Origin of the sequence: Kitasatospora sp. NPDC094019 (assembly GCF_044764505.1) — a bacterium.
Lineage (GTDB): Bacteria > Actinomycetota > Actinomycetes > Streptomycetales > Streptomycetaceae > Kitasatospora.
Map to the genome: position 1 here is coordinate 458,038 of NZ_JBIWIF010000007.1, position 22,491 is coordinate 480,528.

The following is a 22,491-nucleotide window of genomic DNA, read 5'->3' on the forward strand; positions in this document are numbered from 1 at the left end:
GGTGATCTCGACCCGCAAGGCATCGCTGACCTCCTGAGGCCGGCACCCCCGCGGCGGGGGGGGCGGGGCCCCGGGGGGGGGGGGGGGGGGGGGGGGGGGGCGGGGGGCCCCCCCCCCCCCCCCCCCCCCTCCGGCGTTCGCGGGAGTCCTCGCGGACGCGCCGTGTCGCGGCGCCCTACAGCGCGACGCCGAGCAGCGCGTCCACGGTGCGGGTGACCAGGCCCGGGGCGCCGATGTCGGTGCCGCCGCCGCTCTCCTGCGCGGCGGCCCAGCGGTCCACCGCGGCCAGCGCCGCCGGGGCGTCCAGGTCGTTCGCGAGCGCGGCGCGGACCTCGGCGAGCAGCTGCTCGCCCGCCGGGCCGTCCGGGCGGGAGACCGCGGCGCGCCAGCGGGCGAGCCGCTCGACGGCCTCGTCCAGGGTGCCCTTGGTCCACTCCCAGTCCTCGCGGTAGTGGTGCGAGAGCAGGGCCAGCCGGATCGCGGCCGGGTCGACGCCCTCGCGGCGCAGCGCCGAGACGAAGACCAGGTTGCCGCGGGACTTGGACATCTTGTGGCCGTCCAGGCCGACCATGCCGGCGTGCACGTACGCCTGGGCGTACGGGTGGGCGCCGGTGGCGACCTGGGCGTGCGCGGCGCCCATCTCGTGGTGCGGGAAGGTCAGGTCGCTGCCGCCGCCCTGGATGTCGAAGGACATGCCGAGGAAGCGCAGGGCGATCGCGACGCACTCGATGTGCCAACCGGGGCGGCCGTGGCCGAGCTCGGTGTCCCAGGCGGGCTCGCCGGGGCGGGCGGCCAGCCACAGCAGGGCGTCCAGCGGGTGGCGCTTGCCCGGACGGTCCGGGTCGCCGCCGCGCTCGGCGAAGACGGGGAGCATGGCCTCACGGCTGAGGCCGGAGACCTCGCCGAAGGTCGGATCGGCGTCGACCGAGAAGTAGATGTCGCCGTCCAGCTCGTAGGCGGCGCCGCTCGCGAGCAGCTTCTGGACCAGCGGGACGATCCACGGGATGGACTCGACGGCGCCGATGTAGTGGGCCGGCGGGAGCAGCCGCAGCGCGGTCATGTCCTCGCGGAAGAGCGCGGTCTCGCGCTCGGCGAGGGCCACCCAGTCCTGGCCGGTCTCGACCGCGCGCTGGAGCAGCGGGTCGTCGACGTCGGTGACGTTCTGCACGTAGAGGACGTCGTGGCCGGCGTCCTTCCAGACGCGCTGCACCAGGTCGAAGGCGTTGTAGGTGGCGGCGTGGCCCATGTGGGTCGCGTCGTAGGGCGTGATGCCGCAGACGTAGATCCGGGCGGTGCCGTCCTGCGGCACGACCTCCCGGATGCCTCCCGTCGCGGTGTCGTGGATTCGAAGGGGGAGCCCCTGACCAGGCAGGGCGGGAACCTCGGAGGCGGGCCAGGCATGCATGGGATCGACTTTAACCTTGAGAACATTTGAAAGCCTAACCAGTCGGCAAGATCGACTGGATTCATCTGCTTTCGCGGCCCGGCCGGTTCCTGACCGGTTCTGTCCGATCGCCGTCGCCGGGCCGCCGGTGCGCGACCGTGCGCCGGTCCCGCACCGGATCCGCCCCGCGCACGGCCACGCGGGGCGGTCCGGGCGGACGGGCGGCCCGGTCGGCCCTGCCGCCGACCGGGCGCCCACGGACCCTCGGGGCATACGGCCGGAGCCGCTACAACCGCTGCCAGAGGGCCGGCACGTTCGGCGGCTCCCACCCCGCGATGGCGGTGTGCCCCTGGAGGCACCGGTAGGAGACGCCGCCGTAGGTGACGCGGTCGCCCGCGTTGTAGAAGGTTCCCGCGGCCCAGGTCCCGCCCGGCGGCGTGGTCGGGGGCGTGCTGGTGGGCGGGGTGGTCGGGCCGGTGGGGGTGGCCGTCGGGGTCGGGGTCTGCGGCACGTTGAGCACGAAGTCGTACGTGCCCTCCTTCGCCGAGCCGACCTGGCGGACGTTCATCAGCAGCCGCGCGTCGTAGATGGTGTCGGTGCTGTTGCGCGGCTCGTTCGGGAAGTACAGCTGGGTGGTGAGCACCGGCCGGCCGGGCGCCTGGAGCTTCACGTGGATGTGCCGGGTGCGGCCCGGGTAGAGGCCGGGCACGATCGTGGTGAGGCTGAACCCGCCCTGGGCGTTGGTGAACTGGTGACCGCGGAAGGCGAACCCGGTGTTGTCGTAGGCGCCGTTCACGTCGGCCTGCCAGAAGTCCATCAGGACGCCGGACAGGCCCAGGCAGGCGCGGCCGAAGACGTAGCCGCTGACGGTGAGCCTGGTGCCCGGGGTGCTGTCGGTGATGAGCGAGGTGCGCAGCGGCGAGTTGGGCTTGAAGTACGGCCCCTCGGTCTGCTCGATGGTCGGGGCGTCGCCGTCGTGGCACTCGGGGGTGTAGTCCGGCATCTCGCCGGTGCCGACCCGGTCCCGGGCCAGGGCGACGCCGCCGCCGACCAGCAGGGGGGCGGTGCCGAGAACGGCGGCTGCCCGGAGGACGGTCTTGCGGCTGATCCGGCGGTCGGTGGGACCGTCCGTCCCGGTGGGGGGTTCTTCGGACGCGGGCATGCGCCGACTCCTTCGGTGTGGTGTGGGGGATCTGCCGGTGTCGTGGAAATGACGGTGTCGTGGAAATGACGGCCCTTGCCATGGTGGGGGCATGACAAGGACCGGGCCGGTGGGCCGCCCGCTCGCGCCGGGCGGTCCGCCGGTGGCCGACAGTCAACCTACGGGCCGTCCGGACCGGCCGCGATGGACGTGATCCGGGGATCGTGGTGATTTCCTCCGACCCTGCTCCGGAACTCCCCGGGCGTCATCCCGGTCTCCCGGCGGAAGAACCGACAGAAGTACGCCGGGTCCCCGAATCCGGCCTCGCGAGAGACCTGACGGACCGTCAGTTCAGTGCAGGCCAGCAGGCGCTTGGCCTCCAGCGTCTGCTGCTGGCGGATCAGCCGCCCCGGCGTCCGGCCGGTCGCCTGCTTGACGGTCGCCTGGAGGTGCCCCGGGGAGACCCCCAACTCCTGGGCGCAGGAAGCGACCGAGCGTTGCACTCCGCCCGGGGTGGCGATCAGCCGGGTGAACGCGGCGGCGAGGTCGCCGCCGCGGCCCGGCAGCGCCCCCGGGCCGGCCGGCGCGCAGGCCCGCAGGGCACGGACGACCAGGATGTGCAGACTGGCCCGCAGCACGCCCGGATAACCCGGCGGGCGGGAGCGGAACTCGGCCTCCATGTCCGCCAGCAGCGCGGCGATCGGCGCGGCCTGCTCGCCCAGCCGCACCCCCGGGCGCCCGGCCAGGGAGCGCAGCGCGGCGAGGTCCTGCGGATTGGTCAGCAGGAAGTCCTCGTTGAACAGCACGACCTGGCCGGTCAGGTCGTCCGCGTCCACCCAGTGGTGCACCTGGCCGGGTGCGATCACGCACAACTGCGGCGGCCGCAGCGGCCGCTGGACCAGGTCCAGGACGTGGGCGCCGCGGCCGCCGGTGACGTAGACGATCTCGAAGAAGGAGTGCCGGTGGGGGAAGCCGGCCCGGGACAGCGGGCCGATGGTGTCGAAGCTGCCGATCGCGAACGGGAGCAGATGCGGCAGCGGGACCTGGAGGCGGTGCAGCGGCAGGTCCAGGTGGGGGGTGGTCCGTCGCTCGTCCATCGTCGCAGTGTGCGGCCGGGACCGGGCACCGGTCCAGACCACTGTCCGGTGAAAGGATCTCGGCACCCGTGGGGCCCGCCGACCGGTGGGCCGGAGGACGGGCAGAGCGGCGGGCCGGGGACGGTCGGATCCGCGGACGCGTGGCCCGGCGGGCCGGCCCGCCTTCGAACCCCGGGCCGGGCGGCCCGCCGGACCGTCAGATCGGCGGCCAGGGGATGGACGGCCAGTCCTCCGAGGGCAGCGGATGGGTGCCTGCGGCCAGCAGCGCCGCCACCCGGCCCCGGGTCGCGTCCAGCTCGGCCGCCGTCAGGTGCGGCGCCAGCCGCTCCCCCAGCGCGCCGTCCAGCTCCCCGGCCAGCCCGGTCAGCACCGTCGCCGCCTCCTCGGGCAGCGGCCGCCCGGCCCAGCCCCAGAGCAGGGTGCGCAGCTTGCCCTCGGTGTGGAAGGTGACGCCGTGGTCGATGCCGTAGATCCGGCCGTCCGCGGCCGGGATCAGGTGGCCGCCCTTGCGGTCGGCGTTGTTGAGGACGGCGTCCAGCACCGCGAGCCGGCGCAGCCGGGTGTCGTCGGGGTGGACCAGCAGTGCCGTCCGCCCGTCGCCGACCTCGGCCCGGACGATCGGCAACCAGCCGTCCTCGGGGCCGCCCGGGTCCTGCAGCGCGAGCAGCGGGTCCGCCTCCGGGTCCGGCTCCACCCACAGCTGCACCATGCCGGGGCCGTGCGGGCCGTCCCGCAGCACGGTGGGCGGCACCAGCCCCCAGCCGGTGGCGGCGGACAGCTCGTAGGCGGCGACCTCGCGGCCGGCCAGGGTGCCGTCCGGGAAGTCCCAGAGCGGGCGCTCGCCGGCCACCGGCTTGTAGACGGCCTGCGCGGCGAGGCCGACGGCGGCGACGGTGCAGTAGAGGGCCGCGTTGGAGGCGTCGGTGAGCCGGCCGTGCACCGTCAGCGCGCCCTCCCGCAGCAGCCGCAGCGCGGTCGGCGGGTCGGCGGCGAGCGCGGCGGCCCCGGCCGGGTCGGCGCGCGGCGGGTCGGTCTCGCCGGCCGGGGCGGGCGGCGTGTTCAGCGCCGGTACCCGTTCGCGCGCGGGCACAGGTGCCCTTCCGGGTCGAGCGGCAGGTTGCAGAACGGGCAGGGCTTGCGGCCGGCCGCGACGAGGTCCAGCGCGCGCCTGGCGAACACCCGGGCCATCGCGCCGGAGAGCCGCACCCGGAGCATGTCGGGGCCGTTCTCGTCGTCCTCGAAGACGGCGGCGCCCTCCTCCTCGCCCTCCTCCTCCTCGATCAGCGCCTGCGCCTCGACGACCAGGCAGCCGTCCACGGTGTCCCAGGCCAGCGCCATCGTGCCGACCCGGAACTCCTGCTCCAGCGGCAGGTCCAGCGGCGCGGTGTCCAGCAGTTCCTTCGGGGCGTCGGCCGGGATCGCGGCCTCGCCGCCGCTGCGGCGCAGGGCCTCGTCGAGGACCTCCTCGATCCGCTCGGCGAGCGCGGAGACCTGGGTCTTCTCCAGCAGCACGCTGGTGATCCGCCCCCGGGCGCTGGCCTGGAGGTAGAACGCCCGGGCGCCGGGCTGGCCGACGGTACCGGCCACGAACCGTTCGGGCTGGTCGTAGAAGTGGACCTGACGGGGCACGCTCTCGCTCCGGATCGTATCGATCGTCGTGGACGTCGGGGACGTCACGGGGTTCGGGGTCGGGCCCGGTGGTCCCGGGTACGCGGCGGGGTGCGCCGGGGCCCACTGGTCACCCTACGACCTCCCGGGCCGGGCCGGGGAGCCGAGCCCGGGGGGCGGTCGGCTCAGGCCGCGCCGGTCGAGCCGCCGACCACGGCGTCCTCACCCGGGTCGGTCCCGCCGGGGCGGCCGGAGTGGTCGGCGGGCCGCGGGGCCAGGGAGGCGAGATCGCCGGTGTCGCCCATCCGCAGCAGGAACGGGCGGCGCGCGGTGTAGCGGATCGCGGTGACCGAGCAGGGATCGACGTTGATCCGCTGGAAGTGGTCGAGGTGCAGGCCGAGCGCGTCCGCCACCACGGCCTTGATCACGTCACCGTGCGAGCAGGCGACCCAGACCGCGTCCTCACCGTGCTCGGCGGCGATCTTCTCGTTCCACTCGCGGACCGCGCCGACGGTGCGGTGGCTCAGCTCGCGCAGCGACTCGCCGCCGGGGAAGGCGGCGGCGGCCGCGTGGTCCTGGACGGTGCGCCAGAGCGGCTCCTTGGCCAGTTCGGCCAGCGGGCGGCCGGTCCACTCCCCGTAGTGGCACTCGCCGAGCCGCTCGTCCAGCGCGGGCTCGCCCGGAGCGGCGCCGCCGCGCTCGGGACCGGCCAGCCCGGGGCGGGCGGCGAGCAGCGGCTCCAGGGTCTGCCGGCAGCGCTCCAGCGGGCTGCTGACCACCTGGACCAGCGGGACCGGGGCGAGCCGGCCGGCGAGCGCGGCGGCCTGGGCGCGCCCGGTGTCGTCGAGCTCCACGCCCGGCGTCCAACCGGCCAGGATTCCGGCGGTGTTCGCGGTGGAGCGGCCGTGGCGGACGAGCAGCAGGGTGGGCATGGGCCCACCCTACGGCCTCCCGGACCGGGGCGGGCGGGCTTCCGGATCTTGGTCGGGGCGTCGTGGGGGCGCTCCCGCGCCGCTCCCTGGACGGCGGCGCGCGACGGGGACAGCGGGGACGCGGGGGACCTGGGGGACGTCCGGGACCGGTACCGGGGCGAACCGTCGTCGCGGTGGATGTTTCGGACGGGCGGCAGGGGCGAGAATGGCGCGCATGATCGTCCACTGCGCCATCTACCGGGACGGCCGGCCGGTCGCGACACCCGCCGGTCCGGCCGGCTCCCTCGCCGCCGCGCGCGAGGCGGGGCGCGGCGGCTTCGTCTGGATAGGGCTGTTCGAGCCGACCGCCGAGGAACTCGACCAGGTCTCGGACGAGTTCGGACTGCACCCGCTGGCGGTCGAGGACGCGGTCGGCGCCCACCAGCGGCCCAAGGTGGAGGTGTACCAGGACTCGCTGTTCGTCGCCCTCAAGACCCTCGGCCACCACCCCGGCGGCCACGCGGTGACCAGCGGCGAGGTGATGCTCTTCGTCGGCGAGGACTTCGTGATGACCGTCCGGCACGGCGCCGACACCCCGCTCGGCGATCTCCGGGCGGAGCTGGAGGAGCAGCCGGAGGTGCTCAGGTACGGCCCGAGCGCGGTGCTGCACTCCGTCTGCGACGCGGTGGTGGACGGCTACGTGGACGTGGTGGTCGGGCTCCAGGCGGACCTCGACGAGCTGGAGGCCGATGTGTTCGCCCCCGGCCGGGTGGGCCGGGACGTCGCGAGCCGGATCTACGGCTACAAGCGGCAGCTGGTCACCGTCCGCCGCGCCACCGGCCCGCTGGCGGAGCCGATGATGCGGCTGGAGCGCGGCGGGGTGCCGTACGTCCGCGCCGAGGCACTGCCCTACCTGCGGGACGTCTCCGACCACCTGGCCCGGGCGAACGACCAGGTGGAGGGGATGGACCGGCTGCTCTCGGACATCCTGGCCGCCAATCTGGCGCAGGTCAGCGTGCAGCAGAACAACGACATGCGGAAGATCTCGGCCTGGGCGGCGCTGGCCGCGGTGCCGACGATGATCGCCGGCGTGTACGGGATGAACTTCGACCACATGCCCGAGCTGCACCAGCCGTGGGGCTACCCGGCGGCGGTGTCGCTGATGGTGGTGGTCTGCGTGCTGCTGCACCGGGTGTTCAAGCGCTCCGGCTGGCTGTAGGGCCGGCCGGTCCGCGGCCGGGCGCGCCGGCCCGGTCCCGGGTGGCTCCGCCGTCCGCCGGACGGGCCACCCGGGGCGCGGCGGTCAGGCCAGACCGGCCCGCTCCAGCGCCTCGACACCGGTGCGCAGCGCGGCGATCCGCTCGTCCAGGCCGAAGCCGGCCGGAGCCAGGGTGAGCGTGGTGACGCCCGCCCCGGCGTACGCCTGCATCCGGTCGGCGATCCGGGCGGTGTCGCCGATCAGCGAGGTGGCGTCGATGAGCTCGTGCGGGACGGCGGCGGCCGCGCCCGCGTAGTCCCGGGCCAGGTAGCGCTCCTGGACCTCGTCGGCGGCCCGCTCGTAACCCATCCGCCGGGCGAGCTGGTTGTAGAAGTTCTTCTCCTTGCTGCCCATGCCGCCGATGTAGAGGGCGGCGTACGAGCGCTGCGAGTCGACGCCCGCCTTGATGTCCTCGCCGACGGCGATGGCGACGGTCGGACAGACGTCGAAGCCCTCGAACTCCCGGCCGGGCTCGGCACCGGACCGGACCCGGCCGGCCTTCAGCGGGTCGAGGGAGAGCGCGGAGTGCTCCGGGTCGAAGAAGATGCCGAGCCAGCCGTCGGCGATCTCTCCGGTCTGCTCCAGGTTCTTCGGGCCGATCGCGGCGATGTACAGCGGGATGTGCTCGCGCACCGGGTGCACGGTGAGCTTGATCGGCTTGCCGGGGCCGCCGGGCAGCGGCAGCGTCCAGTGGGCGCCCTCGTGGACCAGCCGCTCGCGCGACATCGCCTTGCGGATGATCTCCACGTACTCGCGGGTGCGGGCGAGCGGCTTGTCGAACTTCACCCCGTACCAGCCCTCGGAGACCTGGGGACCGGAGACGCCGAGGCCGAGCCGGAAGCGGCCGCCGGAGAGGGTGTCCAGGGTGGCCGCGGTCATCGCGGTCATCGCCGGGGTGCGGGCCGGGATCTGGAAGATCGCCGAGCCGACGTCGATCCGCTCGGTCCGGGCCGCGACGAAGGACAGCACGGTGGCGGCGTCCGAACCGTATGCCTCGGCGGCCCAGCAGACCGAGTAGCCGAGCCGGTCGGCCTCCTGGGCGACGGCGATGTTGTCGGCGTCCATGCCGAGTCCCCAGTAGCCGAGGTTGATGCCGAGTCGCATGGGCACTGCCTTCCAGTCGGTGGTGTCGTGAGGGTAGCGGCGCGTCCGGCGGACATGCTACTGGCCGGTAGGAGTGGGCCGGGTCACATTCCGGCCGCGTGGCGCTGTCATCCGGTGGGGGTGCTCGTCGCGCGGCGAGGGACCGGGGTCCTCGCGGCCGGGCCGGGGTGGTCCCGGGGCGGGCGGGGTCGTCGGGCGGCGAGGGGCCGGGGTGGTCCCGGGGCGGGCGGGGTCGTCGGGCGGCGAGGGGCCGGGGTGGTCCCGGGGCGGGCGGGGTCGTCGGGCGGCGAGGGGCCGGGGTGGTCCCGGGGCGGGCGGGGTCGTCGCGCGGGTCTGCACTCCTGCCCGGGCACCGGCCGCTACGCTCAGCCGACGTGGAGGCGCCTCGCCCCACCCGCGCGTTCGTCCCCCGTCGTCCCGGCCGTGCGGCCGCGGTGCCGGCCGGTGCCGCCGCGCCGCCACCGCACCTTCGGCCAGTAGTAAGAGGGCACGTCCGATGGAAAAGCGTCACCTCGGCCGCACCGGGCTGCAGGTCTCCCGGCTCGGCCTCGGCACCATGACCTGGGGCCGTGACACCGACGAGCAGGAGGCCGCGGAGCAGCTGAAGGAGTTCGTCGACGCGGGCGGAAACCTCGTCGACACCGCCGACGTCTACGCCGACGGCGACGCCGAGTACCTGCTCTCCCGGCTCACCGACAACCTCGTTCCCCGCTCCGACCTGGTCATCGCCACCAAGGCCGGCAGCGTCCCGGCCGCCCGCCGCTTCGACGGCTCGCGCGGGCACCTGCTCTCCGCGCTCGACGCGTCGCTGCGCAGGCTCGGCACCGACTACGTCGACCTCTGGCAGGTCCACGCCTTCGACCCGGCCACCCCGGTCGAGGAGACCCTCAGCGCCCTCGACATCGCCGTCTCCTCGGGCCGGGCCCGCTACGTCGGGGCCTGCGACTTCAGCGGCTGGCAACTGGCCAAGGCCGCCACCTGGCAGAACGCCCACCACGGGCGGGTGCCGCTGGCCGGGGCGCAGCTGGAGTACTCGCTGCTCCAGCGCGGCATCGAACGGGAGGCCCTGCCCGCCGCCCGGGACGCCGGGGTCGGGCTGCTCGCCGCCTCCCCGCTCGGGCGCGGCGTGCTCACCGGCAAGTACCGGCACGGCCTCCCGCAGGACTCGCGCGGCGCCTCGCCGTACCTGTCGGGGTTCGTCCAGCCGTACCTCGGGGAGCGTCCCCGCAGGATCGTGGACGCCGTCGCCACCGCCGCCGACGGGCTCGCCAGCAGCCCGCTGGCGGTCGCGCTCGCCTGGGTCCGGGACCGCCCCGGGGTGGCGAGCGCGCTGGTCGGGGCCCGCACCGTGGGACAGCTGAAGGCGGCGCTGTCGGTGGAGGCGCTTACGCTTCCGGAGGAGATCCGCGGTGCGCTCGACGACATCTCGGCGCCGGTCCACCGCTACCCCGACCAGGGGTGGAGCGAGCTGTAGCGGCCGCTCGACCCCGCACCCCGAGCCTGCCCGAACCGACCGACCGCCGGCCCGGCCGCCCCGCGCGGCCCCGGACCGGCCCGAACCGCCGACCGCCCGCACCACGGGGCGGCCGGTACCCAGCAGTGGAGTTGAGCTTTTGTGGAGCGGACGATGACTGACGCGGAGAACGGAGCTCCGGAGGAGTCCTCGACGGGCCCGGACACGGGTGGCGCCGTGCCCGCGCAGGCGTCGGCGGAGCGGGAGCCGGCGGGCGCGGACCCGGACTCGACCGACGGCGGGCCGGCCGACGGCGGCTCGACCGGCCCGGACCTGGCGGGCGCGGAGGCGCCGGGTGCGGCCGCACCCGGCGGCGACGCCGCGGACCGGGCGGCCGCCGTCGCGGCGCTGGCCGAGCGGGTCCGCTCGGTGGGCCGTTCCGACACCGGCGCCGCGCCCTCGACCGGCTCGGCACCCGCCGGCGGTGCGGCTCCCGCCGCCCCGGCCGACGGCACCGGCACCGCCGCCACCGACCGGGTGGTGACCGACGAGCAGCGGGCGCGGGCGCTCCGGGCGACCACCGAGGTGCTCGGCGCGGGCGGCGCCCCGGCCGAGCTGGCCGCCGCCGCCGTGTCGGTGTTCGGCGACAGCGCGGCCGAGCAGCTCCGCGAGGACCCGTGGGCCGTGCTCTCCCTGCCCGGCGTCCGCCCCGAACACGCGGACGGCTTCGCCCGCGGCCTGCTCGGCCCGGCGGCCGGTCCGGGCGACTCCCGGCGGGCGCAGGCCCTGGTCGGCTGGCTGCTGGAGCAGGCCGCGCTGCGCGGCCACTCCGCCCTGGAGATCGGCGAGGTCACCGCCGGGCTGGAGCGCCTCGGCGTGCCGGACGCCGCCGCCGCCGTCCAGGCCGCGGTGCTCGACGGTCGGGCGATGCCGTTCCAGGAGGAGCTCACCGGAGCCGAGGCGCACGCCGCGGGCGGTGGCGAGGAGGAGGACGAGCCGCCGACCCGGACCCTGCTCGCCCTGGAGCGCCTCGCACTGGCCGAGGAGAGCCTGGCGGACGGCCTGGTCCGGCTGATGTCCACCTTCGTACCCGGCGAGGACCGGGAGGAGTCCGACCAGGAGTCCGACGGCGCGTCCGCGGCGGAAGCCGACGCGGACGCCGCCGACGGCGGGGCGAGTGGGGAAGCAGCCGACGGGGCGGCGGACAGCGCGGCGGCGGACGAGGACTCCGCCGACACCGCCGGGAAGGCAGCCGCCGCCCCCGGCCCGACCGCCTGGGAGGCCGCCGCCGAGGCCGCCCCCTCCTCCTCCGCGGCCGCGCTGGTCCGGGCCACCGCCGGGAGCGCGCTCGTCCTGCACACCGGCGGCGAGGCCGCCCGCGCCGAGCCGGCCGCCCTGCTGGCCGCGGCCACCGGCCTCGGGCTGCGCGCCTGGGCCGCCACCTGGACCGACCACGGCCGGGACGCCCTCACGGCGCTCGCCCCGCTCGCCGACGCCCCGGCCCCCGTGCCGGTCGCCACGCTGGCCGAGCTGCTCGCCGGTGCCGCCGGCCCCGGCCGGTCCTCCGACGGCACGCTCGCGCTCGACCTGCTGATCGTCCTGGACGCCCCGCTGCTGGACGTCGAACTGGCCGCCACCCTGCTGGAGTCGCTGGCCGACGGCACCCGGCTGGTGCTCAGCGGGGACCCGGGCCAGCTGTGGTCCGCCGGTCCCGGCCGCTTCTTCGCCGACCTGCTCACCGCCAAGGTCTGCCCGGCCGTCGCCTCCCGCACCCCGGACTTCGGCCCGATCGGCGAGCTGGTCTCCGGCGTCGGCATCGGCGAGCTGCAGCCGGTCGAGGCACCGGACAAGGAGGTGGTCATCCTGACCGCCAAGGACACCGGGGAGGCCGTCCACCGCGCGATCCAGCTGCTCACCGACTCCATCCCGCGCGCCCTCGGCATCCCGTCCGAGCAGGTCGTGCTGCTCACCCCGGGCCACGGCGGCGGGGCCGGCACCCGGGCGCTGAACGCGGCCGCCAAGGCCAGGCTCAACCCGGGCCCGGGCCGGTTCGCCGGCTTCGACCCCGGTGACCGGATCGCCGACTCGCCCGCGCCCGGCCACACCCGGCTGGCCCGGGTGGTCGACGGCGACGCCACCGGTCTGCACCTGGAGTACCCGGACGGCACCCGCCGCACCGTCGCGCCCGCCGAGGCCCAGAAGCTGCGGCACGGCTGGGCCCTGACCGTCCACCAGGCGGTCGGCCGGCACTGGCCGGGCGCGGTGGTGGTCCTTCCCGACGACGCGGCGGCGGCGCTCAGCCGGCAGTGGGTGTACACCGCGTTCGGCCGGGGCGAGCGGCACCTCTCGGTGGTCCACGCCGCCGGACCGGCGCTCCCGCAGGCCGTCGCCGAGCGTCCGGCCGCGCCGCGCACCACGCGGCTGCGCGCGATCCTCGCCGAGAACGCCGCGCAGGAGTACTGACGGCCGCGGCCGGCGTACGGTCCGGTCCGCGCGCCGGAAGGCCGGAGGGCCCCCTCGACGTACGAGGGGGCCCTCCGGCCTTCCGCGTGTCCGCGCGCCTGCGTGTCCGCCCGACTGCCGCCTGCCTGCCTGCCATGACGGGGATTCATCGGTCCGGTAGAAAGCAAGCCTTGGACGCATGGAACCGGCTCGACGGAGGGTGAGGACGCCCCCCGGCGCGCACCGCCGCGCCCGCCGTCCCCCCGAGAGGAACGTCCGAAATCATGCGTCCGAAGCGACGGTTCCGCCCCGCGCCCGCCACCCTGACCGGCTCCCTGGCCGCCCTGCTCGCGGTCACCGCCGTCCTCGGCGGCGCGAGCGCCGCCACCGCCCGCGACTCCGCCGACCGCGTCCACGCCGAGCGGAACTCCGCCCCAGGAGCGGACCGGGCCCGGCGGCTGGTGGACCGCTCGCCCGACCTCGTCCAGCCCCGGGAACTCACCGTGGACGGCTCGCTGGGGGCCCGCCGGGCCGCGCTGGAGATCCGGCTGGCCCAGCAGCTCTACACCTTCTGGAACACCGGGGAGCAGCGCCACCTGGACGCCGCCGTCGACCGGGACTTCCGGGACAACACCCTCCCGGCCGGGCGACCGCAGGGGCCCACCGGCCCGGCCGTCGCCTCCCGCGCCTTCCGGACCGCCGTGCCCGACCTCAGCTGCGAGCTGGCCGACCTCCTGGTCACGGGGGACAAGCTCACCGCCCGGCTGGTGTTCCGAGGACACTTCACCGGGGTGTTCGAGGGTCGGGCCGGTCGCGGGCAGGCCGTGGAGTTCTCCGCGATCGACATCCAGCACGTCGGCGCGCGGCGGATCACCGAGGACTGGCACCTGGAGGACAACGCCACCCTCCTCGCCCAGCTCGGCGCGGCCGCCGGCTGAGCCGGCCCCGCCCCGCGCGCGCCGGGCGCGCGGGGCGGACCGGGACCGGGATCAGTCGTCCGGGTCCTCGTCGTCGTAGACCTCGCTGACGTCGAAGCGGCAGATCAGCAGCTGCGGGTCCGCGTGCTCGAACGGCTCCGGCAGCCACTCCCCCGGATCGCTCGGCTCGGCGGCCGCCACCCAGAGCGTGGAGTCGGCCTCCTCCAGCCCGAACTCCTCACTGCGCGCGGCGATCTCGTCCGGCTCGAATTCTCCGAACAGCACACCGATGGCGGCGTTCACCCCGTCACCCGCGGCCCCCTCCGGGGTCAGCGAGTCGTCCAACCGCTCGGCCTGGGCACGCAGCCGCTTCGGGTCGACGATGTGGTAGTCGCGGCGGATCAGCACACTGATCGCCTCGGGCTGTTCGGGTCCGTGGTACCCGCCCGGGCCCTCGTCGCCGGGGACCTCGAAGGGGGTGACCTCGTCGTAGACCTCGTAGAGGAGTTGGTCGTACGCGATGGCCGCCGTCGCGAGCTGCTCGTAAGCGGTGGACACAGCGGAATCGTCCGCTGCGCTGGGGCTCGACACCGCTTCCAGATGACGGTCGATGGCGGCCTTGACCGCCTCGGCGGCGGCGCGTACCTCGGCAATGGTGGGCTGCGCGGCATCAGACATGGTGCAGACGCTATCTCTCCCCGGTGCCGGTACGCACAGCGGTTGTCACCTACACCCGCGATTTCACCGCAACTTCCCCCTTGATGTCCGTTCCGCATGCATCTGTCCCCGACCGGCAAGCCCCCTACGGCGCACGCCGGGCGCACGCGCGGGCCCACCCCGGAGCCGCTTCGCCCGGCGCGCCCGGGGTATGCCGACCACAGGAGCACCGCAACTGACGCCTAGTCAGTCGGGTGCGGGTCGGGGCGTCCGAAAATACCCGGGCCCGCTGTCGGGGGCAGGCCGTAGGCTTGCCCGAAGGCGTCCCACAGGAGGAGCGTTTTGACCCCACCGAAGCTGGTCCGGCAGCCGGAGTACGAGTACCAGTCGCTGCGCATGCCGCGCGGGACGTCCCGCAACGCGGCTCGCCAACTCCTCACCGATCATGCCGAGTACGGGCACTGGGAGCTCGACCGACTCCGATTGTTCCCGGACGGGAGCCGGACGGTGCTGCTGCGCCGGCGGATCATCCGGCAGGTTCGGAGCTGGTGACGGCCCGGCACGGCCCCGGCCCCGAGCCGTGGGGCCCGGGGCCGGGGTGCCGGGAGTCCGGCGCCGTCCGGGCTCAGCGAGCGCCGGCGCGGGCGCGGCGGTAGAGGACACCACCGCCGATCAGCAGCGCCAGGCCGGCCGCGCCGAGCAGCTCGGTGTCACCGGCGCCGGTGGAGGCGAGCTGGCTGCCGGCGGCGGTCGGCGCCGCGGACGGGCCACCGGTGCGCGCGGCCGCCGGGTGGGCCCGGCCGCCCTGCTGAGTGCCGGAACCGCTGCCCGGGACACCGGCCGCGCCGCTCGCGGAGCCACCCGTCGCCCCACCGCCGGACGGCGTGGCCTCGGACGGGCCGCCGTTCCTGGGCGTGCCCGGCGTGGTCTCGCCACCGCCCGGGGTCTGGGTGACCGGTGGCGTCACGGGCGGGGTCGAGGGCTGACCGGTGGCGGGCGGCGGCGGGTTGTGCGGGCCGTGCTCCTCCGGGCAGTCGTCGTCGGGCGTGGTGGGCGGGGCCGTGTGCACGGGCGCGGCCGTGCTGGCGCACTCGTTGCCGAACGCCGGGTTGGCGGCGCCGACCACGTCGACCGAGTTGCCGCAGGCGTTGACGGGGATGTGCACCGGGGCCTGGACACTGTTCCCGGCGGCGACACCCGGTGAGCCGGTGGCCGCGCCGGAGGCGGCCGCGCCCGAGGCCGACTTGCCGCCACCCGCGTGCGAACCGCCATGACGCCCGGAGGCGTTGGCGCAGTTGTTGCCGTAGGCCGGGTTCAGCGCGCCGACCACGTCGACCGTGTTGCCGCAGGCGTTGATCGGCACTTCCACCGGTACCTGCACCGAGTTCCCGGAGGCGACACCCGGCGAACCCACTGCCGCACCCTCCGCCCCGGCGGTCGCGCTGGCGTAGCCGGCTGTCGAGGCCAGCACACTGCCGGTGGCCACGGCCGTGAGGAGCCCCTTCTTGGCTGCGTTCCTCATATTTTCCCCTGACATTTCGAGACGACGTGACGACCTTCCGAAAGTCGGAATTTCCGATTGGGCGGAGAGGTCCTCGGCTGCATGGGAGAAAACGAAGCAACCCGCAAGGAGGTTGAGCCGTGCGGCCCCCATTCACTCTTTCGGGGGATGCTATGGACCGTTTCGGGGGCGGCCCCGGACACGCAGGCGCCCCCGGCGCGGCGCGTCCGCCGCCCGGGGGCCCGACTTCAACGACCGTCGAAGAATCAGACGTTCGCGCAGTGGTTGCCGAACGCCGGGTTCAGCACGCCGATCACACTGATGGTGTTGCCGCACACGTTGACCGGGATGTGCACCGGGATCTGGATCTGGTTGCCGGACACGACGCCCGGGGAACCGGCGGCCACGCCCTCGGCACCGGCCCCACCGTGGGCGGAGGCCACACCCGCGACGGCGAGCACCAGGCCACCGGTGGCAGCGGTCACGGCGGCGATCTTCTTGGCCTTCATCATTCCTCCTGTATGAACACCCGGATATCGGCTCCGGGCCGTCACAGGAAGGAACGAGGGTTGCGGCAAACGGGGTACGGAACAGACGTTGCATTCACCCGGACCGGTGATACGACGAACAGGTCATCGATCTGCCGAAGCGGTTCCGGCCCGGAAACGCGGGAGCCGCGCGGTGGACCACCGCGCGGCTCCCGCCCCGGTCAGCAGGCGTCGAGGAACCGGTCCAGCACCCGCACGCCGAACTTCAGGCCGTCCACCGGCACCCGCTCGTCCACCCCGTGGAACATCCCGGCGAAGTCCAGCTCCGGCGGCAGCTGGAGCGGGGCGAAGCCGAAGCAGCGGATCCCGAGGTCCTGGAAGGACTTGGCGTCCGTCCCGCCCGACAGGCAGTACGGCACCGCGCGGGCGATCGGGTCCTCGGCGCGCAGCGCCGTCTGCATCGCCTCGACCAGGGCACCGTCGAAGCTCGTCTCGATCGCCTTGTCCGAGTGCAGGCTCTCCCGCTTCACCCGCGGGCCGAGCACGCTGTCCAGCTCGGCCAGGAACTCCTCCTCGTAGCCGGGCAGGAAGCGGCCGTCCACGTGCGCGGTGGCCTGGCCGGGGATCACGTTCACCTTGTACCCGGCGCCGAGCATGGTCGGCTGGGCGGTGTTGCGCAGTGTGGTGCCGATCATCTTGGCGATGCCGCCGAGCACCCGGAGCGTCTCGTCCATGTTCTCCGGGTCGAGCTCGACGCCCAGCGCGTCCGACAGCTCGTCCAGGAAGGCCCGGACGGTCTTGGTGATGCGCAGCGGGAACTCGTGCCGCCCGAGGCGGGCCACCGCCTCGCACAGCTCGGTGATGGCGTTGTCGTTGTTCTCCATCGATCCGTGTCCGGCCCGGCCCTCGACCGTGAGCCGCATCCAGTGCATGCCCTTCTCGGCCGTCTCGATCAGGTAGAGCCGGTTCCGGTCGTTGACGGTGAAGGAGAAGCCGCCGACCTCGCCGATCGCCTCGGTCACGCCCTCGAAGAGCCCCGGGTGCTTGTCCACCAGGTACCGCGCGCCGTAGGTGCCGCCCGCCTCCTCGTCGGCGAGGAAGGCCAGCACCAGGTCGCGCGGGGGCTTGCGGCCGGTGCGCAGCCGGTCGCGCACCACCGCCAGGGTCATCGCGTCCATGTCCTTCATGTCGACCGCGCCGCGCCCCCAGACGCAGCCGTCCGCGATCTCGCCGGAGAACGGGTCGTACGTCCAGTCCGCGGCGTTGGCCGGCACCACGTCGGTGTGCCCGTGGATCAGCAGGCCCGGGCGCGACCGGTCCTCGCCCTCGATCCGGACGACGGTGGACGCGCGCCCCTTGGCCGACTCGATGATCTGCGGTTCGAGGCCGAACTCCGCGAGCTGCTCGGCCACGTACTCGGCCGCCTTCCGCTCGCCCGGACCGGAACCGTCGCCGTAGTTGCTGGTGTCGATCCGGATCAGATCGCGGCAGATGTCGGCGACCTCGGACTCCCCCGTCACCTTCGACTCGCTCCGCTCGCTCACGGTCACTCCTCGTCTCTCGCCCGCACCGGCACCCCAGCGCCGCCCCGGGACCTGCACCCGGGTCGCACGAGCACGTCCGCCCATCCTCTCCCAGCCCCCGACCCGGATCCACCCCCAGGAAACACGCCGACACACCGCCGCAACCCCCACTCCCCCGCCCAGGGCCGTTTTGGGACCGGCAGCGGATCACTGCTACAGTTACATCTGTCAGCGCGGCCGACGAACAGAAGGAAGCGGCGAGGACAACACCCGGTCCGGGTGGCGGAATGGCAGACGCGCTAGCTTGAGGTGCTAGTGCCCTTTATCGGGCGTGGGGGTTCAAGTCCCCCCTCGGACACCACGGAAGACCCCAGATTCGTCTGGGGTCTTTTTTGTTCTCCGCACGGCTCCTTTCCGTGCTGGGCCGTGCCGCGGCGCGCCCCGCGGCCGCTCCCGGGCGCCGCGGTCAGCCGGCGTGGGCGGTGACGGCGACGGCGGTTTCGGCGAGGTAGAAGCGGCCCTGGGCGGCGGCGAGCCGGACGGCGGTGTGCCACTCCTCGATCTCGGCCGGGTCGAGGGAGCCCCGGCCCTCCTCGGCGGCGGCGGTCAGGGCGTGGCGGATGCCCTCGATCCGGCGGGCGGCGTGGCCGGTCAGCTCGGTGGAGTCGGTGACGACCGGGTGGACCCGGCCCAGCCGCAGCGGGGAGTTCCGGACCAGACCGGGGAGCTTGCGGCCGATCCGCCCGTCCACGTGCTCCATCCAGGACTGCTGGTCGTCGGTGAAGGCGTGGCAGATCCGCCGGTCGAGGTCGCGGTCCGCGCCGGCGATCACCAGGGAGTCGAAGTCGACGTGTGCCAGCGCCGCCCGGCCGCCGGGGCGCAGCACCCGGGCGGTCTCGGCGAGCAGCGCGGCCGGGTCCGGCAGGCATTCCAGCACGTTGTACGAGACCACGACGTCGACGTCGTGGTCGGGCAGTGGGAGCGGTCCGGCCAGGTCCGACACCTCGATGCCGATGCCGCCCGGGTGGTCCGCCAGCAGTTGGCGGGCGGCCGCGACACCGGCCGCCGAGTGGTCGAGGCCGAGCAGCCGGGCGTCGGGGCGGCGGCGGGAGAAGACGGCCAGGGTGGGGCCGGTGCCGCAGCCGAGGTCCAGCACCCGCCCGCCCGGGCGCAGCGCCGCCTCGTCCACCAGGTGCTCGTGTATCGGCTCGTCGGCCTCCGACATGCGTCCCCCTCGGTGCTCCGCCGTCGCTCCGGCCGCCCCTGCTCCGGCGGCCCCGTTCCGGCCGCCGTGGTGGCGGGTCGGCGTCCGGCCCGTTCTACCACCGGGCGGTCACGGCGGGCACGGGGTTTTCAGCGGGCGGCCCAGACCGGGCAGCGGGGGTGGTGGCGGTGGGTGCGGATGACGGTCCCGCCGAGCGAGCGGCGCTCGGTGGTGGAGACGGCGCAACAGGCGGTGGCCGGCGGGGCGTACGGTGCCGGGTCCGGCGCGCCCGCTCCTGCCGCGCCCGACGGGGGCCCGGGGACCGCGCGGCGGGGGTCGCGGCCGGTGCGGTGGCGGTCGCTGGAGCGGCGGTCGGTGGAACGACGGCTGCGGCGGTGGGGCGAGGAGGTGGTCATGGAAGCGGGATTGCCCGGGGTGACGGTCCTGAACCTCGGATTGACCCGAAGGAGTGGAACAGTCGCAAGGGTATTGACGGGGATCCGCCGGACCGCTCGGCTAGCCCTCAGCCGGCGGGCGCGGCGACCGGTGCGGCGGTCGGCGGTGTGCGCCGCCCGATGCGCCCGCGCAGCAGTTCGCCGATCACGTAGGAGGTCACGGCGGTCACCAGCAGCAGCGGCAGCGAGTCCGGCGCGTCCGGCCCCAGCAGCGCGGCCGCCAGCACCGTACTGGTGACCGGCAGCCGGGTGACCGAGGTGCCCGCGGCGGCCAGGCCGACGGCCAGGCCCGACTCGACGCCGAGACCGGGCAGCGGTCCGCAGGCCACCCCGACGGCCGCGCCGATCAGCACCGCCGGGAAGATCGGGCCGCCGCGCAGGCTGCCCAGGGCGATGCCCCAGGCGGCCGTCTTGCAGAGCGTCAGCATCAGCAGCGCGAACACCGACCAGGCCGCCGGGTTCGCGGCCAGCGCGCCCAGGGTGGCCTGACCGGAGAGCGCCGCCTCCTCGGGCGAGCGGCCCGTCAGCAGCGCGTAGGCGGCGATGCAGCCGCCGACCACGACCGCGCACAGCACCGTGCGGAGGACCGTCTGCCGCGCCGTCGGCGGTGGCACGGCCCGCGCCGGGTCCCCGACGGTGAACGCCTTGACCCGGTGGCCGAGCAGCTGGCCGGCCACGCAGACCACGGTGACCACGGCGGCGACCGGCAGGCCCCACAGGAAGTCGCCCGGGTCGGGGACCGCGGCGGGCGGTTCCGAGGGCAGCGAGAGCGCGCCGACCGAGAGGCCCGTCCAGTGGCCGAAGCCGGTGAACACCAGCGCGCCGACCCCGCTCGCCAGCAGGCAGGGCATGATCAGCAGCAGGAGTTGCGGCCCGCCCAGGCCGGCCGCCTCGATCATCATCACGGCGGCCACCAGCGGGCTGCCGAAGATGGTCGAGATCGCCGCCGCCGAACCGGCCGCGCCGAGCACCGGCACCAGTTGGGGCCGGGCCGCGCGGCGGGACGGCCGGACGGCGAGCAGCGCCAGCCCGCCGCCCATCGCCATCAGCGGCGCCTCCGGGCCGAGCACCGCGCCGAGCGGCAAGCAGGCGAGTGCGGCCAGCACCACGCCGGGCACGGCCCTCGGCGGGGCTGGCGGCCCGCCGAGGCCGTCGACCGGGATGTGGCCGCCGCGCCCGGGTACCCGGGTGACGATCGGCGCGAGCAGCAGGCCGGCCAGCAGCAGCGCGGGCAGCGGCCACCACCAGGGGGCGCGGTCGTGGCCGAGGGCGTCGGGCAGGCTCTCCCAGATCCAGTGCTGGAGCTGGTGCTCCAGGCCGACGAACCAGAAGGCGGCCAGCGAGACCGGGACGCCGACCAGGGCCGAGATCACGAGCAGGCCGAGGTAACCCTTGGAGCGCAGCACCCCGTGCAGTTCGGGCGCCGGTGGCGCGGGCGACGGTCGCGCGGGGGCCGGCGCGGCGGGAGAGGGCGTCGCGGCGGGAGAGGGCACCGGGCCGGCGCCCTCCGTAGGGTCCTCGCTCCCGCTCGGACCGCCGCTCGGCTCGGGCATCGTCCGCCTCCGTCGCGTTCCCCGCGCCGGTCCGGCTCCGGCCACGTCCTGCGACCGAGTCTCGCCCGCCACCGGGGGCCGCGCACGGCAGCCGCGGCCGCGGGCCCGGCGCGTCCGGCCGGGCCTGCGCCATCAGGGTGAGGGCGACGCGCGAGGGAGGGTCCGGCGCCTCGGTCCGACGCCTCGGTCCGACGCTTCGGTCGAGCACTTCGGTCCGGCATTTCGGTCCGGCACTTCCGTCGGGCCGGGCGGAGGGCCGCGGGGTCAGTCCTGGTGGTCGGCCCGGGGCTCGCCGAGGGCGCTCTCGATGCTCCGGACCATCCGCCACAGCGGTGCCCGGCGACTGGCGACCAGCACCACGACGTCGTCCTGCTCCCCCGGTCCGTCGCCGTCCGTCACCGGCTCGCCGCCGGCGGCGCGCTCGCCCCAGGTGTCGGTGACGAAGGTCATCGCCCGGTCCACCTCGGTCACCCAGTCGCTCTCGCCGCCGGAGCGGAGCCAGGTGCGCAGGGCGTGGTTGTGCGCGGAGACCACGGCGGCGGCGACCACGTCGGCCTGCAGCGGCCCGTCCGGGCGCCCGGCGAACCGGCCGCGCAGATAGTGCGCCAGGGTGTGCTCGTAGCGCCAGACGACGGACAGCTCGTACGCGCGCAGACCCGGCACCTTGCGGGTGAGGCGGTAGCGCTGGACGGAGAAGGACGGCTGCTCGGCGTACATCCGCAGGACCAGCCGGGCCGCGTCGCAGGCGTGCCGGACCGGGTCCTCCTCGCCGGTGCCGGACTCCAGGAACTCCGTCATCTCGGCGAGGCCGCGCTCGTGGTCGGGGAAGACCACGTCCTCCTTGGCCGGGAAGTAGCGGAAGAAGGACCGCCGGCCGACCCCGGCCAGCGAGACGATGTCGTCGATCGTGGTCTGCTCGAAGCCGCGCTCCAGGAAGAGTTCGAAGGCGGCGGCGACCAGCGCCTCACGCATCGCGGGCTTCGGTTGCCCGTCGTTCATCGGTTGGTCCTGCTCTTCCTTCTCACTCATTCCCGGAACATAGCATCGGCCTCGAACACCCGGACCGGCCCCTGCGCGGCCTTGGTCCGGGTGCCCGAGGACGGGCTCCCGACGGGTCGGGAGGGGGAACCTACGGGAGGTTGCGGGCCATCACGATGCGCTGGATCTGGTTGGTGCCCTCGTAGATCTGCGTGATCTTCGCGTCCCGCATCATCCGCTCCAACGGATAGTCCCGGGTGTACCCGTAACCACCCAGCAACTGCACCGCGTCCGTCGTGATCTCCATCGCCGCGTCCGACGCGAAACACTTCGCCGCCGCCCCGAAGAACGTCAGATCCCCGTCCCCCCGCTGCGACCTCGCCGCCGCCGCGTACGTCAACTGACGCGCCGCCTCCAGCTTCATCGCCATGTCCGCCAACATGAACTGCACACCCTGGAAATCACCGATCGGCTTCCCGAACTGCCGCCGCTCCCGCACATACCCCTTCGCGTAGTCCAGCGCACCCTGCGCGATCCCCAGCGCCTGCGCCGCGATCGTCACCCGCGTATGGTCCAGCGTCCGCATCGCCGTCGCGAACCCCGTCCCCTCCGCACCGATCATCCGGTCCACCGGAATCCGCACATCGTCGAAGTACACCTCACGCGTCGGCGACCCCTTGATCCCCAGCTTCCGCTCCGGCGCCCCGAACGACACCCCCGCGTCGCCCTTCTCCACCACGAACGCCGAGATCCCCTTCGACCGCAGCTCCGGATCCGTCACCGCCATCACCGTGTAGAACTCCGACACCCCCGCATT

The 22,491-nt window shown here is 75.0% G+C and carries 21 protein-coding genes and 1 tRNA gene; 6 read left to right on the plus strand and 16 right to left on the minus strand.

What is annotated here, in order from left to right:
• Nucleotides 1–175: 175 nt before the first annotated feature.
• The 6 genes from mshC to ACIQ9P_RS19260 form a co-directional block, all read right to left on the minus strand.
• Nucleotides 176–1,405: a cysteine--1-D-myo-inosityl 2-amino-2-deoxy-alpha-D-glucopyranoside ligase gene (gene mshC, locus ACIQ9P_RS19235; protein WP_402356934.1), complete on the minus strand. Its 1,230-nt coding sequence runs from the start codon at nucleotides 1,403–1,405 to the stop codon at nucleotides 176–178.
• A 265-nt stretch (nucleotides 1,406–1,670) separates the two neighbouring features.
• Entirely contained in the window at nucleotides 1,671–2,546 is an 876-nt protein-coding gene (locus ACIQ9P_RS19240; RefSeq protein WP_402356937.1) for a carbohydrate-binding protein, read from the minus strand.
• Nucleotides 2,547–2,704: 158 nt separating this feature from the next.
• Nucleotides 2,705–3,622: a helix-turn-helix domain-containing protein gene (locus ACIQ9P_RS19245; protein ID WP_402356940.1), complete on the minus strand. Its 918-nt coding sequence runs from the start codon at nucleotides 3,620–3,622 to the stop codon at nucleotides 2,705–2,707.
• A gap of 196 nt (nucleotides 3,623–3,818) precedes the next feature.
• Complete coding sequence (locus tag ACIQ9P_RS19250; RefSeq protein ID WP_402357053.1) at nucleotides 3,819–4,586, minus strand: SCO1664 family protein; 768 nt, start codon at nucleotides 4,584–4,586, stop codon at nucleotides 3,819–3,821.
• 95 nt (nucleotides 4,587–4,681) lie between these two features.
• Nucleotides 4,682–5,251, minus strand: a complete 570-nt coding sequence (locus ACIQ9P_RS19255) for a DUF3090 domain-containing protein (protein WP_402356943.1) — start codon at nucleotides 5,249–5,251, stop codon at nucleotides 4,682–4,684.
• A 164-nt stretch (nucleotides 5,252–5,415) separates the two neighbouring features.
• Nucleotides 5,416–6,162, minus strand: a complete 747-nt coding sequence (locus ACIQ9P_RS19260; RefSeq protein ID WP_402356946.1) for a histidine phosphatase family protein — start codon at nucleotides 6,160–6,162, stop codon at nucleotides 5,416–5,418.
• Nucleotides 6,163–6,376: 214 nt separating this feature from the next.
• On the opposite strand from ACIQ9P_RS19260, the gene ACIQ9P_RS19265 reads away from it, so the two are divergent.
• Nucleotides 6,377–7,360 (plus strand): magnesium and cobalt transport protein CorA, encoded by a 984-nt coding sequence (locus tag ACIQ9P_RS19265; protein WP_402356948.1) that lies wholly within the window; start codon nucleotides 6,377–6,379, stop codon nucleotides 7,358–7,360.
• 84 nt (nucleotides 7,361–7,444) lie between these two features.
• Here ACIQ9P_RS19265 and ACIQ9P_RS19270 read toward each other — a convergent pair whose 3' ends face one another.
• Nucleotides 7,445–8,503 (minus strand): LLM class F420-dependent oxidoreductase, encoded by a 1,059-nt coding sequence (locus ACIQ9P_RS19270; RefSeq protein WP_402356951.1) that lies wholly within the window; start codon nucleotides 8,501–8,503, stop codon nucleotides 7,445–7,447.
• Between the two features lie 496 nt (nucleotides 8,504–8,999).
• Here ACIQ9P_RS19270 and ACIQ9P_RS19275 point away from each other — a divergent pair, with 496 nt between their 5' ends.
• From ACIQ9P_RS19275 to ACIQ9P_RS19285, 3 genes are all read left to right on the plus strand, one after another.
• The gene (locus tag ACIQ9P_RS19275; RefSeq protein WP_402356954.1) at nucleotides 9,000–9,977 is read left to right on the plus strand and encodes an aldo/keto reductase; all 978 of its coding nucleotides are present in this window, start codon (nucleotides 9,000–9,002) and stop codon (nucleotides 9,975–9,977) included.
• 153 nt (nucleotides 9,978–10,130) lie between these two features.
• On the plus strand, nucleotides 10,131–12,419 hold the full coding sequence (locus ACIQ9P_RS19280; protein ID WP_402356956.1) for a helix-hairpin-helix domain-containing protein: 2,289 nt from the start codon (nucleotides 10,131–10,133) through the stop codon (nucleotides 12,417–12,419).
• A gap of 263 nt (nucleotides 12,420–12,682) precedes the next feature.
• Nucleotides 12,683–13,336: an ester cyclase gene (locus tag ACIQ9P_RS19285; protein ID WP_402356959.1), complete on the plus strand. Its 654-nt coding sequence runs from the start codon at nucleotides 12,683–12,685 to the stop codon at nucleotides 13,334–13,336.
• A 51-nt stretch (nucleotides 13,337–13,387) separates the two neighbouring features.
• Here the strand turns inward: ACIQ9P_RS19285 and ACIQ9P_RS19290 are convergent, their stop codons facing one another.
• Complete coding sequence (locus tag ACIQ9P_RS19290) at nucleotides 13,388–13,993, minus strand: hypothetical protein (RefSeq protein WP_402356962.1); 606 nt, start codon at nucleotides 13,991–13,993, stop codon at nucleotides 13,388–13,390.
• 336 nt (nucleotides 13,994–14,329) lie between these two features.
• Here ACIQ9P_RS19290 and ACIQ9P_RS19295 point away from each other — a divergent pair, with 336 nt between their 5' ends.
• On the plus strand, nucleotides 14,330–14,524 hold the full coding sequence (locus ACIQ9P_RS19295) for a DUF5703 family protein (RefSeq protein ID WP_286158661.1): 195 nt from the start codon (nucleotides 14,330–14,332) through the stop codon (nucleotides 14,522–14,524).
• Nucleotides 14,525–14,597: 73 nt separating this feature from the next.
• Here ACIQ9P_RS19295 and ACIQ9P_RS19300 read toward each other — a convergent pair whose 3' ends face one another.
• The 3 genes from ACIQ9P_RS19300 to ACIQ9P_RS19310 form a co-directional block, all read right to left on the minus strand.
• Complete coding sequence (locus tag ACIQ9P_RS19300; protein ID WP_402356965.1) at nucleotides 14,598–15,494, minus strand: chaplin; 897 nt, start codon at nucleotides 15,492–15,494, stop codon at nucleotides 14,598–14,600.
• A 245-nt stretch (nucleotides 15,495–15,739) separates the two neighbouring features.
• Complete coding sequence (locus ACIQ9P_RS19305) at nucleotides 15,740–15,985, minus strand: chaplin (protein ID WP_402356968.1); 246 nt, start codon at nucleotides 15,983–15,985, stop codon at nucleotides 15,740–15,742.
• Between the two features lie 197 nt (nucleotides 15,986–16,182).
• Nucleotides 16,183–17,505 carry a M20/M25/M40 family metallo-hydrolase gene (locus tag ACIQ9P_RS19310; protein ID WP_043471987.1) on the minus strand — a complete coding sequence of 441 codons (1,323 nt, stop codon included), beginning with the start codon at nucleotides 17,503–17,505 and terminating at the stop codon, nucleotides 16,183–16,185.
• Between the two features lie 252 nt (nucleotides 17,506–17,757).
• Here ACIQ9P_RS19310 and ACIQ9P_RS19315 point away from each other — a divergent pair.
• A tRNA-Leu gene (locus ACIQ9P_RS19315) sits at nucleotides 17,758–17,845 on the plus strand.
• Between the two features lie 105 nt (nucleotides 17,846–17,950).
• On the opposite strand, the gene ACIQ9P_RS19320 is transcribed toward ACIQ9P_RS19315, so the two are convergent.
• The 5 genes from ACIQ9P_RS19320 to ACIQ9P_RS19340 all read right to left on the minus strand — a co-directional run.
• Nucleotides 17,951–18,709 (minus strand): methyltransferase domain-containing protein, encoded by a 759-nt coding sequence (locus ACIQ9P_RS19320; RefSeq protein ID WP_402356971.1) that lies wholly within the window; start codon nucleotides 18,707–18,709, stop codon nucleotides 17,951–17,953.
• A gap of 128 nt (nucleotides 18,710–18,837) precedes the next feature.
• Complete coding sequence (locus tag ACIQ9P_RS19325; protein WP_402356974.1) at nucleotides 18,838–19,104, minus strand: hypothetical protein; 267 nt, start codon at nucleotides 19,102–19,104, stop codon at nucleotides 18,838–18,840.
• Between the two features lie 107 nt (nucleotides 19,105–19,211).
• Nucleotides 19,212–20,549: a chloride channel protein gene (locus ACIQ9P_RS19330; protein WP_402356977.1), complete on the minus strand. Its 1,338-nt coding sequence runs from the start codon at nucleotides 20,547–20,549 to the stop codon at nucleotides 19,212–19,214.
• Between the two features lie 411 nt (nucleotides 20,550–20,960).
• Nucleotides 20,961–21,668, minus strand: coding sequence for a TetR family transcriptional regulator (locus ACIQ9P_RS19335; protein WP_402357056.1), 708 nt, complete (start codon nucleotides 21,666–21,668; stop codon nucleotides 20,961–20,963).
• A 157-nt stretch (nucleotides 21,669–21,825) separates the two neighbouring features.
• On the minus strand, nucleotides 21,826–22,491 hold a 666-nt coding region (locus ACIQ9P_RS19340; RefSeq protein WP_402356980.1), incomplete at its 5' end, for an acyl-CoA dehydrogenase family protein.

Excerpts from the sequence above, each read along its gene's own strand:
- ACIQ9P_RS19335 (WP_402357056.1), bottom strand. The coding sequence starts at position 21,668 with ATGCGTGAGGCGCTGGTCGCCGCCGCCTTCGAACTCTTCCTGGAGCGC.
- ACIQ9P_RS19270 (WP_402356951.1), bottom strand. The coding sequence starts at position 8,503 with ATGCGACTCGGCATCAACCTCGGCTACTGGGGACTCGGCATGGACGCC.
- ACIQ9P_RS19305 (WP_402356968.1), bottom strand. The coding sequence starts at position 15,985 with ATGATGAAGGCCAAGAAGATCGCCGCCGTGACCGCTGCCACCGGTGGC.
- ACIQ9P_RS19275 (WP_402356954.1), top strand. The coding sequence starts at position 9,000 with ATGGAAAAGCGTCACCTCGGCCGCACCGGGCTGCAGGTCTCCCGGCTC.
- ACIQ9P_RS19265 (WP_402356948.1), top strand. The coding sequence starts at position 6,377 with ATGATCGTCCACTGCGCCATCTACCGGGACGGCCGGCCGGTCGCGACA.
- ACIQ9P_RS19260 (WP_402356946.1), bottom strand. The coding sequence starts at position 6,162 with ATGCCCACCCTGCTGCTCGTCCGCCACGGCCGCTCCACCGCGAACACC.
- ACIQ9P_RS19240 (WP_402356937.1), bottom strand. The coding sequence starts at position 2,546 with ATGCCCGCGTCCGAAGAACCCCCCACCGGGACGGACGGTCCCACCGAC.
- ACIQ9P_RS19280 (WP_402356956.1), top strand. The coding sequence starts at position 10,131 with ATGACTGACGCGGAGAACGGAGCTCCGGAGGAGTCCTCGACGGGCCCG.
- ACIQ9P_RS19325 (WP_402356974.1), bottom strand. The coding sequence starts at position 19,104 with ATGACCACCTCCTCGCCCCACCGCCGCAGCCGTCGTTCCACCGACCGC.
- ACIQ9P_RS19290 (WP_402356962.1), bottom strand. The coding sequence starts at position 13,993 with ATGTCTGATGCCGCGCAGCCCACCATTGCCGAGGTACGCGCCGCCGCC.
- ACIQ9P_RS19300 (WP_402356965.1), bottom strand. The coding sequence starts at position 15,494 with ATGAGGAACGCAGCCAAGAAGGGGCTCCTCACGGCCGTGGCCACCGGC.
- mshC (WP_402356934.1), bottom strand. The coding sequence starts at position 1,405 with ATGCATGCCTGGCCCGCCTCCGAGGTTCCCGCCCTGCCTGGTCAGGGG.
- ACIQ9P_RS19245 (WP_402356940.1), bottom strand. The coding sequence starts at position 3,622 with ATGGACGAGCGACGGACCACCCCCCACCTGGACCTGCCGCTGCACCGC.
- ACIQ9P_RS19320 (WP_402356971.1), bottom strand. The coding sequence starts at position 18,709 with ATGTCGGAGGCCGACGAGCCGATACACGAGCACCTGGTGGACGAGGCG.
- ACIQ9P_RS19285 (WP_402356959.1), top strand. The coding sequence starts at position 12,683 with ATGCGTCCGAAGCGACGGTTCCGCCCCGCGCCCGCCACCCTGACCGGC.